The organism is Demequina pilifera (genome assembly GCF_048814985.1).
Lineage (GTDB): Bacteria > Actinomycetota > Actinomycetes > Actinomycetales > Demequinaceae > Demequina.
This window is the reverse complement of the sequence record NZ_JBMDTW010000001.1, coordinates 421,782-435,582: the sequence shown is the minus strand read 5'-3', so window position 1 is coordinate 435,582 and position 13,801 is coordinate 421,782. Positions and strand designations below refer to the sequence as shown.

Sequence of the window (13,801 nt, the reverse complement as noted above, 5' to 3'; positions counted from 1 at the left end):
CCGGATGCATTGCCGGAATGTGACGATTGCTTTACGCGGTGTGCGGGGCGGCTGCGGGCGATGATGATCCCGGCCGCCTGAGGTGGTAATCTGTCTGAGCCTTGGGGCTGTGGCGCAGTTGGTAGCGCGTCTCGTTCGCAATGAGAAGGTCAGGGGTTCGATTCCCCTCAGCTCCACCAAGCGCAGCCCCCGGACGCCCTCGCGGTGCCGGGGGTTTTGTGTGTCCGGGGTGCTGTCGGTGCCCCTCTGCCGGACTGCTGGCGCGTCTAGGTTCCGAGCGCGGCGTCGATCAGGGCGCGGGCCTCGTCGTCGGGAATCCCCAAGCGGCGCACGGCTGCGACGTAGGCGCTCGCGGCCTGTTGCGCGGCCTGAGTGGTCACGTCTCCGTGGGGGGAGACGACGGTGCCGTTGCGGCCGCGCGTCTCGACCACGCCGTCGGCCTCGAGCTCGCGGTAGGCGCGTGCGACGGTGTTGACCGCCAGGCCGAGGTCCTGGGCGAGGCGTCGCACGGACGGGAGCTTGGCCCCCGGTGCGAGGGTTCCTGCCTGGACCGCTTCGCGCACCTGCGTGCGGATCTGCTCGTACGGCGGGATGGCCGAGTCGGTGGTGATGGCGACGAGCATGGGTTGAGACTACTGGGCGTCGTTCGCGTACTGCGGCCAGAGCGTGCGCTGCACGTGGCGTTCGGGGTGGCGCGCGCTGACGACCACGATCGCCGCAATGAGGCCGACCATGCTCAGGTAGAAGCCGCCCGTGCCGAAGAAGCCGATCGCAGTGCTCCATTCGCTGGGCAGGGCGGCGCCGAGCCAGATCAGCGCCATCATGACGGACAGTCCACTCACAGTGGCGACGAGGTATGCCAGATCGCGAAGGGTGCGCGCGGCGAGTGCGTCGCTCCATGCCAGCGCCGGCTCGTCGCCCGGTATCGCCCGAGCTGCCGCGAGTCGGCGGCCGATGCTGGGGAGCGTCAGCCAGAGCGCGGCGGAGAAGACGCCCGCCGTGAGCAGCAGCGGGAAGTCCCCGGAGGCCACCAAGCCTCGATTGACCCAGGGCGCGGACGTCGAGATCGTGAGCAGCCCGGGTAGGGCGACCCCGCCGATCGCACACACGGTGACGAGCCTGCGCTCGACTGGTGCGATCAGGTCGGAGTAGTTCACGGACGTCATCCGGGCGGTGCGGTGCGATGTGTGCGTGGACCGACGCCCGAACAGGCCGCCCACGAGGGCGCCGGTCGTCGTGCCGACGAGGACGGTCGCGATGCCGACGAGGCTGCCTGCGGCGCCGTAAGAAGGCGGGGGGTCAGACCAGGGGGCGAGCAAGTGGAGTCCGACGGGGAGCGAGAGCATCGACCCGATCACCGCTCCACGTGTACGGGCGGCGACTGCGCTTGCGAGGGGTTCCCGAAGGTCGTCGGGGATCGTCGGGTTCGTGCTGCGCGAGAGAGACTCGATCGCGCGCATCCGGTGGCGGGGCTGCCACGTCCGTACGAGCCGAACGATGAGAAGGACCGCCACGGCGGTGACCATCAGGACGAGGAGCGCGTTCATCACCATGACGAACACGTCGGTCGGGATCTCGAACTCAAAGGAGACGTCGGTCTGCGAGCCGCTCATGGTGCCGATTGCAGCAATACAATGATCCGGCGTCGAAGGCGAACTGCGACTGCTTGCGGGCCGTCCCCAGGTGGGGGCGCCCTTTGTCTTTCCACAGTTATCTGCCAGGTGTTTTGGAATGTCAGAGGGTGTTGGTTGACTTGGTTCATGACCTCGAATGGGCAGTCTTCACCGCAGTCGGCCGATGCGCCGGCTGGGTTGGTGGATGCCCTTCAGCAGGCGCGGGTGGCGTTGGGTGCGGCTCGTGAGTTGATGGCGGGCCGGGCCCTGTCGGAGAAGGCTGCGTTGGCGGTGCAGGCGGGCGCGACGGATGTGAAGAGGGAAGCGGATCTGGTGTTGGCCGCCGCGTGCGCGGAGATCGCTCGGCTGTCTGCACCGGAGTTGGGGTCGACGGGCTTGGCGCGCAAGCAGGGGTTCTCTGAGCCGACCAAGCAGATCGCTGCGGCGACTGGTGGGTCCAGGCGTGAGGCGGACCGGTTGATCCGTGCCGGGCGTGCGATGGCTGAGGCCGAGGAGCAGAAGCGCCGCGAGAAGGAAGCTGCCGAGTCGGATCTCGCGGCGCCGGAGGCGGAGGAGCCCACCTACCCCGTTGTCGCTGAGGCGCTTGGGGTGGGGCGGATCAGTGTGGATCACGCGGCGCAGATCACCCGGATGCTGGATTCGGTGTCTGACGCTGCATCACGGGACCAGCTTGCGCTTGCGGAGCGGAAGTTGGTCGAGCGTGCCCCGGGATTGAGTGCGGAACAGTTCGCCCCCATCGTGATGCGGTGGCGTGACGGTCTAGTCGAGAAGGACGCCGAGGAGAGGCAACGACGCCTCGCCAAAGGGCGATACCTCGTGATCAAGGACGAAACCGACGGTGCTGTACGGATTTCTGGGATTCTGGATCCGGTGACCGCAGCACCGATTCGGGCGGCCTTGGAGTCGGTCGTGAAGGCGACGCTGCGTCGTCGTCGTGACGGGGACCCGCTCGCCGACGACAACCGCCTGCCCGGTCAGATCCGTGCCGACGCGCTCGCCACGTTCGCCCGTCACATGCTCGGCTGCGACCAGGCTCCCATCGCCCACGCAACCACCAAGGTGTACGTGCGGATGACGTTGGACCAGCTGCTGGAGAACTGCGGTGACACCGCGGTCAGCGTGGACGGGGCAGCGGGTGCGATGTCCGTGTCTGAGCTGCGCCAGATGGCGGTCGACGCCGAGTACGTGCCCCTCGTGCTCGGTGGTGACGGCCAGAAGTTGGACGTGGGGCGTGAGAAGCGACGCTTCAGCCCCGCCCAATGCGTCGCCCTCGTCGAGCGCGACGGCGGGTGCGCAATGTGCGGGGCTCCGCCGAGCCACTGTGAGGCCCACCACATCAAGTGGTGGGACAGAGACCAAGGCCCCACCGACCTATCCAACGGCGTGATGCTCTGCGTGGCCTGCCACCACACCATCCATCGCGATAAGTGGGGCACCTGGGACATCAACGCCACCAACGAACACGTCTGGTTCACCCCACCCGCATCCATCGACCCCACGCGACAACCGAGACTGGGCGGCCGTGCCAGATTCGGCATCACCGACCAAGAAAAACGCGAACTCGACGCCGCTGCAGCGGGCGCGCCGCCACCGGAGGCCCAGCCCGAGCCGGCGCCAGGTCCAGAGCCAGAGCCCGCGCGGAAGCAAGCACTAGAGCCAGAGCCAGAGCCAGAGCCAGAGTCAGAGCCCGAAATCCTGCTGCTCTAGCGGCTCTGACGGCGGGAGGTGTCGCGCGCTGGGAAGCCGCGCGCGCATCGGCCGGATGCCATACAGCATCCGCCGATGCGCGGAGCGTTCAGGTGGTGCGGGAGACGCTAGTCGTTCTCGTTGTCGCCCCCAGTGGAACTGGCCGCGGCCATGGCTCGCTTGCTCTCCTCATCGGCGTCGGGCCAGGTCCAGTTGGCGACCTCGGGAAGGTCCACGCCGTGCTCGCGTGCGTGGCGGCGTGCGGCCAGTCGGCGGTCGAAGAGGTCCTGACGCAGCGAGGCCGCGCGAGTGCCGAGCCCCGGCACGCGATCGATCACGTCCATCACCAGGTGATAGCGGTCGATGTCGTTGAGCATCGCCATGTCGAAGGGCGTGGTGGTGGTGCCCTCCTCCTTGTATCCGCGCACGTGGAGGTTGGCGTGGCCGTTGCGGCGGTAGGTGAGGCGGTGGATCAGCCACGGGTAGCCGTGGTAGTTGAAGATCACCGGCTTGGTGGTGGTGAACAGCTGGTCGAAGGCGCGGTCCGTCATGCCGTGCGGGTGCTCCTCCTCCGGCTGCAGCCGCATGAGGTCGACGACGTTGATCATGCGCACCTTGAGCTCCGGGAGCTCCTGGCGGATGATGTCGATCGCCGCGAGGATCTCGATGGTGGGAACGTCGCCCGCGGCGGCCATCACCACGTCCGGCTCCTCGCCGAGCGGAACGTTCGACGCGAACTCCCAGATGCCGAGGCCCCTCGTGCAGTGGTCGATGGCCTGGTCCATGGTCAGCCACTGGGCCTGAGGCTGCTTGCCCGCGATGACCACGTTGACGTAGTCGCGCGAGCGCAGGCAGTGGTCGTAGGTGCTGAGCAGGGTGTTGGCGTCGGCGGGCAGGTAGACGCGGACCACCTCGGCCTTCTTGTTGACCACGTGGTCGATGAACCCCGGGTCCTGGTGCGAGAAGCCGTTGTGGTCCTGGCGCCACACGTGGCTCGACAGCAGGTAGTTCAGCGAGCCGATGGGCCGGCGCCACGGCAGCTCGTTCGCCGTCTTGAGCCACTTGGCGTGCTGGTTGAACATCGAGTCGACGATGTGGATGAAGGCCTCGTACGAGGTGAACAGGCCGTGGCGGCCGGTGAGCGTGTAGCCCTCGAGCCAGCCCTGGCACTGGTGCTCGGACAGCATCTCGATCACGCGGCCCGACGACGCGGTGTGCGCACCGTCGTCATCCTCGCGGCGGGCGTTCCACACCTTGTCTGTCACCTCGAGCACCGACTGCAGGCGGTTCGAGGCGAGCTCGTCGGGCGCGAAGATCCGGAAGTTGTCCGGGTTCTTCTCGATGATTGCCTTGAGGAACATCCCCAGCTGCTTGGTGGCCTCGGCCGGGCCGGCCCCCGGATTCGGGACGTCGACCGCGAAGTCTCGGAAGTCGGGCATCTTGAGGTCCCGCAGCACCAGGCCGCCGTTGGACTCGGGACGCGCCGACATGCGCAACTCGCCCTCCGGCGCGATCTCGCTGGTGGAGGGCAGCGGAGCTCCGGACTCGTCGAACAGCTCGTCCGGCCCGTAGGACTTCAGCCAGCCCTCCAGGGTGCTCAGGTGCGCGTCCGTGTCGCGGGCGTTCGACAGCGGCACCTGGTGCGAGCGCCACGAACCCTCGGTGACCTGTCCGTCGATCGAGTCGGGGCAGGTCCAGCCCTTGGGGGTGCGGAAGACGATCATGGGCCACATCGGGCGATCCATGTCCGGGTCCTCGGCAGCCTGCGCCTTGATCGCGGCGATCTCGTCCATGACGTCGTCCAACGTCGCGGCGAACCTCGCGTGGATCGACTCGTGGGACTCCTCGTCGAATCCGGCCGTGAACACGTGCGGCTTGTGACCGTAGCCGCGCATGAGCGCGTCGAGCTCGTCGTCGCCGATGCGCGCGAGCACCGTCGGGTTGGCGATCTTGTAGCCGTTGAGGTGCAGGATCGGCAGCACCACGCCATCCGTGGCGGGATTGATGAACTTGTTGGAGTGCCAGGATGTGGCCAGGGGCCCGGTCTCGGCCTCGCCGTCGCCCACGATCGTGGCGACCAGCAGGTCGGGGTTGTCGAACGCGGCGCCATAGGCGTGACTGAGCGCGTATCCCAGTTCACCGCCCTCGTGGATCGACCCCGGAGTCTCGGGCGCCACGTGGGAGGGGATGCCGCCCGGGAACGAGAACTGCTTGAACAGCCGCTTGACGCCGGCGTGGTCGTACGAGATGTCGGGGTAGGTCTCGGTGTAGGTGCCGTCCAGGAAGCTCGAGGCGACCAGCCCCGGGCCGCCGTGTCCCGGGCCGATGATGTACATCGTGGGCTGCTGGCGTGCCTTGATCATGCGGTTGAGGTGCGCGTACAGGAAGTTCAGGCCCGGGGTGGTGCCCCAGTGCCCCACAAGGCGCGGCTTCACGTGGTCGCGGTGCAGGGGCTCGCGCAGCAGCGGGTTGTCCAGCAGGTAGATCTGTCCCACGCTCAAGTAGTTGGTGGCCCTCCACCAGCGGTCGATGGCGCCGATCTCCTCGGTCGAAGCCGCGTCGCTCGTGCGTTCCTGCCAGGCGTGATGACTCATCGTTGGACCTCCGTTTGCGTGTCTGATGCCCCCAGCATTGCACTGGGCCGCGTGGTGCGCGCGGTCAAAGGTCCTACGTTGCGCGACGTTCACCTGCGGCAGCCGTCAGGGAGCCGCCGCGGAGCCGCCACAGAGCCACGACGGCGCCACCACGGAGCCGCCGCGGAGCCGCCACAGAGCTACGACGGCGCCACCACGGAGCCGACCGTCTCGTCTAAGGTGGATGCGCCCTCACCTACCACCCAAGGAGCACGAGTGACCGCACTGGAGATCGACCGACTCTCCAAGTACTACGGCGACCTGCGTGCGCTGAACGAGGTGTCGTTCGACGTTCCCGCCGGGGAGATCTTCGGATTCGTGGGCTCCAACGGGGCCGGCAAGACCACCACGATGCGCATCATCCTGGGGGTGCTTCGGGGCGACGGCGGCGAGGTGCGCTGGAAGGGTGCTCCCGTCGACGTGGCCGTGCGCAGGCGAATCGGCTACATGCCCGAGGAGCGCGGCCTCTACCCCCGCATGAAGGTCGGCGACCAGCTCACCTACCTGGCCCGCCTGCACGGGCTCAGCCGTGAGCGCGCGATCGCCGCGATGGAGCACTGGACCGAGGTGCTGGGAGTGGACGGGCGCCGCGGTGACGAGGTCGACAAGCTGTCGTTGGGCAACCAGCAGCGCGTGCAGCTCGCCTCCGCGCTCGTGCACGAGCCCGACATCCTGGTGCTCGACGAGCCGTTCTCCGGCCTCGACCCCGTGGCCGTGGACGTGATGAGCGAGGTGCTGCGCGGCCAGGCGGAACGGGGAGTGCCCGTGATCTTCTCCTCGCATCAGCTCGAGCTGGTGGAGCGGCTCAGCGACCGCGTGGGCATCGTCGCCCGCGGATCCATGGTGGCCTCCGGCGCGATCGATGACCTGCGCGCCACCGAATCCCGCCAGTGGACCCTCGGGCTCGACGGCGCGAGCGGTCCGCCCGTGGCGCCTCCCGGGACGAGGCTCAGCGAGTCCGGTCCCGGCCGCTGGCTCGTCGAGGCCGACTCGACCGCTGCCGCCCAGGCCGTGCTCGCATCGGCCGTCCAGGCTGGCGCGGTGACGGATTTCACGCCCGTGCGACCCACCCTGACCGACCTGTTCCGAGACGTCGTGAGTGCCCCCGAGGAGGTGGCGTGAGCATGCTGTGGCTGATCGCCAAGCGCGAGTTCCGCACCCGCACCCTGTCCAAGGCGAACCTGATCTCGTCGAGCCTGATGATCGTCATCATCGTCGCCGCCGCGCTCATCCTCAAGCCGTTCATCGTGGGCGGCGACGACGATCCCGACGTGGTCGAGGTGGACTCCGCGACCGCAGGAGAGCTGGTCCCGCATCTCGAGGCCGCGGCGGCCGCCCAGGACTTCAACGCCGTGTTCGAAGAGGTCGACGCACCCGCCGAGCCCGCGCTCACCGAGGACTCGACCGGGCTCATCGTGGGGCCGGTCGACTCGCCCGAGCTGTTCGTCGACGGCATGCAGGAATCGCTGATGTCCGTCCTGACCGCCGCGACCCAGGCGGCCGTGCTCGACGCGCAGGTGACCGGCCTCGGCGGCGACCCCGCGGCCGTGAACCAGGCGCTCGCCCAGGCCGTCCCGTCGATCACCATGCTCGGCGACGACGACGGCGAGTTCGAGCCGGGGGCGTTCTTCTCCGGGCTCGCCGTGGTCTTCGTGCTGTTCTTCGTGCTGGTCCAGAGCGCCTCCGTCATCATGATGGGCGTGGTCGAGGAGAAGTCCTCGCGCGTGGTGGAGATCCTGCTCGCCACCGTGCGCCCCTCGACGCTGCTGGGCGGCAAGATCCTGGGCGTGGGGATGTACTCGCTGGCTCAGGCCGCCACCATGGTGCTTCCGCTGCTGTTCGCGGCCTGGCACCTCGAGTTCCTGGGCGCCCTCGACGTGGGCGTGGGGCAGCTGCTCGTGAACTTCGGCGTGTGGTTCGTGCTGGGCTTCGCCCTGTTCACGATCCTGTTCGGCGGCCTCGCGGCGCTGGTCTCGCGTCAAGAGGACATCGGGTCGATATCGACCCCCATGATCCTGCTGCTCATGGTGCCGCTGTACCTGGCGATCTACCTGGTTCCCAGCAGCCCGGACGGCACCGTCACGATGGTGCTGACCCAGGTGCCGTTCTTCGCGCCGTTCATGGTGCCCATGCGCTCGGCCTTCGGCGCCATCGAGACCTGGGAGATCGCGCTCGCCGTGGGCCTGTGCGTGATCCTGATCCCGGTGCTGACGTGGCTGGCCGGGCGCGTGTACGCCGGGGCGGTGCTCAACACCGGCGGACGGATGAAGCTGCGAGAGGCCCTGCGCCGCGGGTAGGGCAGGGGCGGCTGGCGGCTCTGCGGGCTGCGCGGCGGGCCGGAGCCTCCGTGGCGCCGGAAAGAAAGTGAGTGGCCTTACTTCCCGAGCCGGTCGCCCAGCTCGAGCCAGCGCTCCTCGAGAGCGGACGTCTCCGCGGCGTTCTTGCGCAGCCGTTCAGTGAGCTTCGCGAGTCCCTCGAAGTCGGCCTGGTCGTGATCGGCCATCGTCGCGTGGATGTCCTTGTCCTCGCGCATCAGCTTGCCCAGGCGCCGCTCCGCGGCAGAGAGCTCCTTCTCGAGCGCGCGCCTTTCGGCGCCATCCAGCGAGGGACCTGCGGCCGATGCCGGGGCCGGGCCTCCGGAGCCCGTCGCCGAGGTCTGGCCTCCGAAGGAGCCCACCCCGCCCGTCTTGGCACGGCGCTCACGGGACAGCTCGACGTACTCGTCGACTCCGCCCGGCAGGTGGCGCAGCGCGCCGTCCATGACCGCGTACTGCTGGTCCGTGACGCGCTCCATGAGGTAGCGATCGTGGCTGACCACGATGAGGGTGCCGGGCCACGAGTCGAGCAGGTCCTCCATCGCCGCGAGGATGTCGGTGTCGAGGTCGTTGGTGGGCTCGTCGAGCACCAGCACGTTGGGCTCCGTCAGGAGCACGAGCAGCAGCTGCAGGCGGCGGCGCTGTCCGCCCGACAGGCGTCCCACCTGGGTCTTCAGCTGGACCGGAGTGAACCCCAGCCGCTCGAGCAGCTGCGTGGGCGTCATCTCGTTGCCGTCCGCGAGAGACACGGAGGAGAAGCGCTTGACGACCGCCGAGACGCGCTCGCCCGCGTGCTCCTCGAGTTCCGCGAGCTGCTGCGAGAGCGTCGCGACCTTGACCGTGGTGCCCGTCTTGACCCGGCCCGACGTGGGCTCGAGGTCGCCCGTGATGAGCTTCAGCAGGGTCGACTTGCCCGCGCCGTTCTCGCCCAGGATGCCGGTGCGCTCGCCGGGGCCGATGTTCCAGTCGATCTCGGTGAGGACCTCGACCTCTCCGCCGCCGGTGCCGTCCGCGTCGGCACTGCCGTCGTTCGCGGGGTAGCGGACGGTGCAGCGGACCAGCTCGACGACGTCCTTGCCCAGCCGGGAGGCGGCCATGCGGTTGAGCTTGATCGAGTCGCGGATGGGGGGCACGTCCGCGATCAGCTCGTTTGCGGCGTCGATGCGGAACTTGGGCTTGCTGGTGCGCGCCGGGGCCCCGCGCCGCAGCCACGCGAGCTCCTTGCGCAGCAGGTTCTGGCGCTTGGACTCGGTCGCCGAGGCGATGCGGTCCCGCTCGACTCGCTGCAGGATGTACGCGGCGTATCCGCCCTCGTAGACCTCGACCTCGCCGTCATGCACCTCCCACGTGCGGGTGGTGACCGCGTCGAGGAACCAGCGGTCGTGAGTGACCACCGCGAGCGCCCCGCGGCCGCGCGCCCAACGACGGCCCAGGTGCTCCGCGAGCCACGCGACGCCGTCGACGTCGAGGTGGTTCGTGGGCTCGTCCAGGAACACCACGTCGTGGTCGTCGACGAGCACGTGCGCCAAGGCGACCCGTCGCTGCTGGCCGCCGGAGAGGGTGCCCACGACCGCATCGGCCGCGAGGTCGGGCACGAGCCCTGCCATGACGTCGCGGATGCGCGGGTCGGAGGCCCACTCGTGCTCGTCGGCGTCGCCGACGATCGCCTGCGCGACCGTGATCTCGGGGTCCACGTGGTCCGACTGGTCCAGGACGCCGATGCGCGTGCCGCGCGAGGTGGTGACGATCCCATCGTGCGGCTCGAGCCTGCCTGCGAGGATCTTCATGAGGGAGGACTTGCCGGCGCCGTTGGAGCCGACGATGCCGATCCGGTCGCCGTCGTCGAGACCCACGGTCACGGAGTCGAGCACCGTGCCGGTCCCGAAGTCGACGTGAAGCGCCTGAGCGCCGAGTAGGTGAGCCACTCGTCAAGGGTAGTCGCGGTCGCGCCGCCCGTTCTCCGCCCATACCTCGCGCAGTTCCGTACGGCTCGACACCCCGAGCTTGCGGAAGGCGGAGCTGAGCTGGTTGGTGACGGTGTGGGGCGAGACGCCGCCCACCGCCGCGATCTCCTTGGCGCTGAGGCGCTGGGCCGCGAGCGACGCCACCTCGTACTCGCGCTTGCTCAGCAGCGCGCCCGTGGCCGACTGCTCGTGCTGCCACAGCGCCATCGACGGGTGCTCGGCGCGCAGCGCGCTCGCCTTCACCTGCCACCGCCGGGCGTCCAGCTCGCTCGCGCCGAACCGCTCGCGCTGCTGGGTGAGGGCGAGCCACGTGTCCGCCGCCGATACCACTGCGCCCAGTTCCACCATGTCCTCGGCGATCGCGTCGAGCCGCGATGCGTCGCCGGCGCTCGACGCCTGACCGTGCTCGAGCATCACCGTCAGCAGGCCGCCGCCGGCCAGCGTGTGCGCCTCGGCGAGCACGCTCAGCGCCTCGTCATCCCGTCCGCTCAGCCGGATCGCGCAGTGGGCGAGCTTGCCCGCGAAGTACGTGTGCTGGGCGGCCATCATCGCCTGCGCGCCCTCGCGCAGTCGCTCCCCGGCCTCGGTGCGGCGGCGTTCCGCCGCGGCACCCCAGGCCTCCGCCCAATGGCGTAGCACCGCGACCTTGGGGTCGGTCGCGGCTTCGTCCGGGACCTCCCGCCAGGCCTCGGCGGCTTCGAGATCGAGGCCCGCACCCGCGGCGGCGGCCCCGCGAAGCGCGCTCGCCGCAGGCAGCAGGCCCATGGGGTCGCGCCACGACAGGTGCTGCACCGCGTCGCAAGCGCGCTGGTGCGCATCGCCCGCGTCGGCGGCGAACAGCTCGACGATCCCCAGCGCGTACTCCCACGCCCCGCTCGTCTCGGGGGCGTGGCGAACCGAGAGGTCGATCTGCGCGGTGAGGCGGGCGCGAGTGGCGCGCACGTCTCCCGAGTACGACAGCGCCATGATGGAGGCGAGCTCGGTGAGCGCGGCCGCCGCGGGCGCCTCGGCGACCACGGATGGCGGGAGCGCCCGAAACCGCCGCACGAGCGCATCGGCGTGGCTGAGCGGACCCGAGATGACGGCGGCCGTCGCCATCGTGGCGAGCCCCATCGCGGCCTCGGCCTCGGTGACCTCGCCGGGAGCGGCCGCCTCGGCCCCGCCCGCGCCCGCCACCGACGCCCACCTGACCGCTGCCCGCTCGAGGTGGCCGCGCGACTCGGCGTCGGTCACCCTCTCCTGCGCCGCCGCGAGCACGGACAGCGCGGCGGGAGCGTCGCGCGCCGCCAGCCCGAGGTGGCCCGCCAAGCCCAGCGCCGATGCGGTGATCTCGGGGTCCGTGGTGCTGGCGGCAAGGGCGCCGCGCAGATCAGCTTCGGCATCGTCCGCCCGACCCAAGGCGGACGCCGCCAGGCCGCGCAGCCTCAGCGCCTGCACATCGGGGGCGGCGGCGTCGCCCGCCGGGGCGTTGGCCGCCGGGGGGCCGGCCGGTGCGCCCGCATCCGTCGCCTGCCCGAGGCGCGTCCCGGTGCGGTGAACGGCGGAGTCCGCGGCCGCATCGGCGGCTCGCAGTGCGAGCGCTGGGTCTCCCGCCCCGAGCGCGTGCGCCGCCAGGTCGAGGCAGCGCGCCTGGTCGAGCGGAAGCCCGTGCTCGAGCGCGATCACCGACCCGCGCCTCGTGACCTCGCGGGCGCGCTCGGGCCAGTCCGTCCCCGCCCGGTCGAGGGCGGCGACGGCGTCGCGCGCAAGGTCGCGCCAGTGGGCGTCGACCATGCGTGCCCGGACCGCCTCGGCAAGCAGCGGCTGGCTCGAACGGATCCAGCCGTCGCCATCCTGAGTGACGATGCCCGCGCGCAGCAGCGGCCGGCGGTGCGCATCCGGGACTGCGGACTCCGGCAGCGATCCTGCCAGGGCGACCACTGCGGCCGCGTCGAGCTCGTCGGGTCCCAGGGCGTCGAGGTGGGCGCCGATCAGCTGTGACAGCCGCGGCGTGGCCGCGATCGGGCCGTCGAGTTCCCAGCCGTGAGGGGTCTCGCGGAGGGAGCCGGACGCCACCGTGCCGGCGACGAGCTCGCGCGCGACGAGGGGATTGCCGTCCGCGGCGCCGAGCACGGCCCGCAGCGTGCCCGGCGTGACCGGGCCGCCGAGCCACGATGCGATGGCCTCGCTGAGCGGGCCGTCGGCCAGCCCCTCGACCACCACCTCCGCCATCAGGCCCGCGTCGTACAGGCTCCTCAGCTCGGCGGGGCAGTCTCCCACGCTGCGCGCGGTGAGGACCGCCCTCATTCCGGCCGACCGGACGAGGTGGCCCACCACGAGCTGCGAGCTCTCGTCGAGCAGATCGGCGGCGTCGACGAGCAGCAGCGCACGGGACCGCCGGCGGGTCAGGGTGCCGATGACGGTGTTCGGCGTCTGTGCGCCCTCGTTCTCGCGCAGCACGCTCGCGAAGGCCCCGAGTGGGACCGAGGCGGCCGCCGGGGAGCCGGAGACGCGCAGGGGCTCGAGGCCCTCCGCGACCGCACGCGCCGCGAGTTCTCTCAGCACATGAGACTTGCCGATGCCGTGAGGCCCCGTCAGCAGCACGGCGCCAGAGGCATCGGCGGCGGCGCCGTCGACCGCGGCAAGCACGCGCGCGGCATCGTCAGAAGTCACGGCAGGTCGATTCATCGGCGCCCCTCAGCATGCGCGTCACCCGTCCGGGGCCGGTGGTGACGCGGCATAGCCAACTTATTCCCATTGCCCCGCTCGAATGGCCACCATAGCGTCGGTCCGGGTCACCCCGCATTCGCACATCTACCTGGGAAGGTCGAATGACATGCTGCACATCCACCGCCTCCGCGCGAGCCGTCATGCACAGCCTCGGCGCGGGGCCGGAGCTTTCCCGTCGCATCGGCGTCCACACGTGACGGCGCCGCTGGCTGTCCGCGGGACCGGGTCGTGACCGTGCCTCGCTCACTGCCGCTCGCGAGGCTCGGCGCGCTGGGCGTCACGGCAGTGCTGCTGGCGGCGTGCGGAAGCGACCCCGCCCCCGGCGCGGGTTCGGCGCCCTCGCCTACGGAAGTGGCGGAGTCGTCCGCGGCCACCGCAGCCGAGGCCTCCGACCCGGATCCGGGAGCCACGATGGATGCTGAGCAGGAGGATGCCGGGCAGGAGGATGCCGGGCAGGCCGCAGGTTCCGGAACGGTATACGGCACGGCGGTGGTCGACGGCGTCGAGTACGAACTGCACGAGCTGCGTCGATGCGAGCCCGCGGATCAAGAGATGATCGACATCGAACTCGAGCTCACGGGGCGCGGCCAGGTCCCCGCTGGCGAGGGCTACAACGACGGAGACTGGGTGCAGATCGATGTCTACGTCCAGCAGATCGCCGGGGCGGACTTCGACTCCGTCTCGTGGGCCGGGCCCGAGGGCGTGTTCGGCACCGATGACCCCACCGAGGTGGGCGTCGGCGATGGCCGGGTGAGCGGGACGGCCGCCACGGTCGACTCGCTGACGGGGGAGCCGGGGGTCACGGTCACCTACGACATCGAGGTACCCGACGAGATCCTGGACTGCCGGCTCTAGCCTGG

Annotated in this window: 9 protein-coding genes and 1 tRNA gene; 5 read left to right on the top strand and 5 right to left on the bottom strand. The window is 70.3% G+C overall.

Annotated elements, in window-relative coordinates; genetic code table 11:
* Window positions 1-103: 103 nt before the first annotated feature.
* A tRNA-Ala gene (locus ACNI14_RS01925) sits at window positions 104-179 on the top strand.
* An 87-nt stretch (window positions 180-266) separates the two neighbouring features.
* Here the strand turns inward: ACNI14_RS01925 and ACNI14_RS01920 are convergent.
* Entirely contained in the window at window positions 267-623 is a 357-nt protein-coding gene (locus ACNI14_RS01920; RefSeq protein ID WP_420518241.1) for a GntR family transcriptional regulator, read from the bottom strand.
* Window positions 624-632: 9 nt separating this feature from the next.
* Window positions 633-1,613 carry a hypothetical protein gene (locus ACNI14_RS01915; RefSeq protein WP_420518240.1) on the bottom strand — a complete coding sequence of 327 codons (981 nt, stop codon included), beginning with the start codon at window positions 1,611-1,613 and terminating at the stop codon, window positions 633-635.
* Between the two features lie 108 nt (window positions 1,614-1,721).
* On the opposite strand from ACNI14_RS01915, the gene ACNI14_RS01910 reads away from it, so the two are divergent.
* Window positions 1,722-3,341 carry an HNH endonuclease signature motif containing protein gene (locus ACNI14_RS01910; protein WP_420518239.1) on the top strand — a complete coding sequence of 540 codons (1,620 nt, stop codon included), beginning with the start codon at window positions 1,722-1,724 and terminating at the stop codon, window positions 3,339-3,341.
* 107 nt (window positions 3,342-3,448) lie between these two features.
* Here the strand turns inward: ACNI14_RS01910 and ACNI14_RS01905 are convergent, their stop codons facing one another.
* Window positions 3,449-5,914 (bottom strand): phosphoketolase family protein, encoded by a 2,466-nt coding sequence (locus tag ACNI14_RS01905; protein WP_420518238.1) that lies wholly within the window; start codon window positions 5,912-5,914, stop codon window positions 3,449-3,451.
* A gap of 255 nt (window positions 5,915-6,169) precedes the next feature.
* On the opposite strand from ACNI14_RS01905, the gene ACNI14_RS01900 reads away from it, so the two are divergent.
* Together ACNI14_RS01900 and ACNI14_RS01895 are read left to right on the top strand one after the other, a co-directional pair.
* Complete coding sequence (locus ACNI14_RS01900) at window positions 6,170-7,075, top strand: ABC transporter ATP-binding protein (protein ID WP_420518237.1); 906 nt, start codon at window positions 6,170-6,172, stop codon at window positions 7,073-7,075.
* A 2-nt stretch (window positions 7,076-7,077) separates the two neighbouring features.
* Entirely contained in the window at window positions 7,078-8,250 is a 1,173-nt protein-coding gene (locus tag ACNI14_RS01895; RefSeq protein WP_420518425.1) for an ABC transporter permease, read from the top strand.
* Between the two features lie 77 nt (window positions 8,251-8,327).
* Here the strand turns inward: ACNI14_RS01895 and ACNI14_RS01890 are convergent, their stop codons facing one another.
* Together ACNI14_RS01890 and ACNI14_RS01885 are read right to left on the bottom strand one after the other, a co-directional pair.
* A complete protein-coding gene (locus ACNI14_RS01890) occupies window positions 8,328-10,193 on the bottom strand; it encodes an ABC-F family ATP-binding cassette domain-containing protein (RefSeq protein WP_420518236.1) in 1,866 nt (621 codons plus the stop codon).
* 3 nt (window positions 10,194-10,196) lie between these two features.
* Complete coding sequence (locus ACNI14_RS01885) at window positions 10,197-12,899, bottom strand: helix-turn-helix transcriptional regulator (RefSeq protein WP_420518235.1); 2,703 nt, start codon at window positions 12,897-12,899, stop codon at window positions 10,197-10,199.
* A gap of 270 nt (window positions 12,900-13,169) precedes the next feature.
* Between ACNI14_RS01885 and ACNI14_RS01880 the strand changes: the two genes are divergently transcribed.
* The gene (locus tag ACNI14_RS01880; RefSeq protein WP_420518234.1) at window positions 13,170-13,796 is read left to right on the top strand and encodes a hypothetical protein; all 627 of its coding nucleotides are present in this window, start codon (window positions 13,170-13,172) and stop codon (window positions 13,794-13,796) included.
* The last annotated feature ends 5 nt before the right edge of the window (window positions 13,797-13,801 follow it).

Coding starts and splice junctions, on each gene's coding strand:
- ACNI14_RS01915 (WP_420518240.1), bottom strand. CDS start 1,613: ATGAGCGGCTCGCAGACCGACGTCTCCTTTGAGTTCGAGATCCCGACC.
- ACNI14_RS01920 (WP_420518241.1), bottom strand. CDS start 623: ATGCTCGTCGCCATCACCACCGACTCGGCCATCCCGCCGTACGAGCAG.
- ACNI14_RS01895 (WP_420518425.1), top strand. CDS start 7,078: ATGCTGTGGCTGATCGCCAAGCGCGAGTTCCGCACCCGCACCCTGTCC.
- ACNI14_RS01905 (WP_420518238.1), bottom strand. CDS start 5,914: ATGAGTCATCACGCCTGGCAGGAACGCACGAGCGACGCGGCTTCGACC.
- ACNI14_RS01885 (WP_420518235.1), bottom strand. CDS start 12,899: ATGAATCGACCTGCCGTGACTTCTGACGATGCCGCGCGCGTGCTTGCC.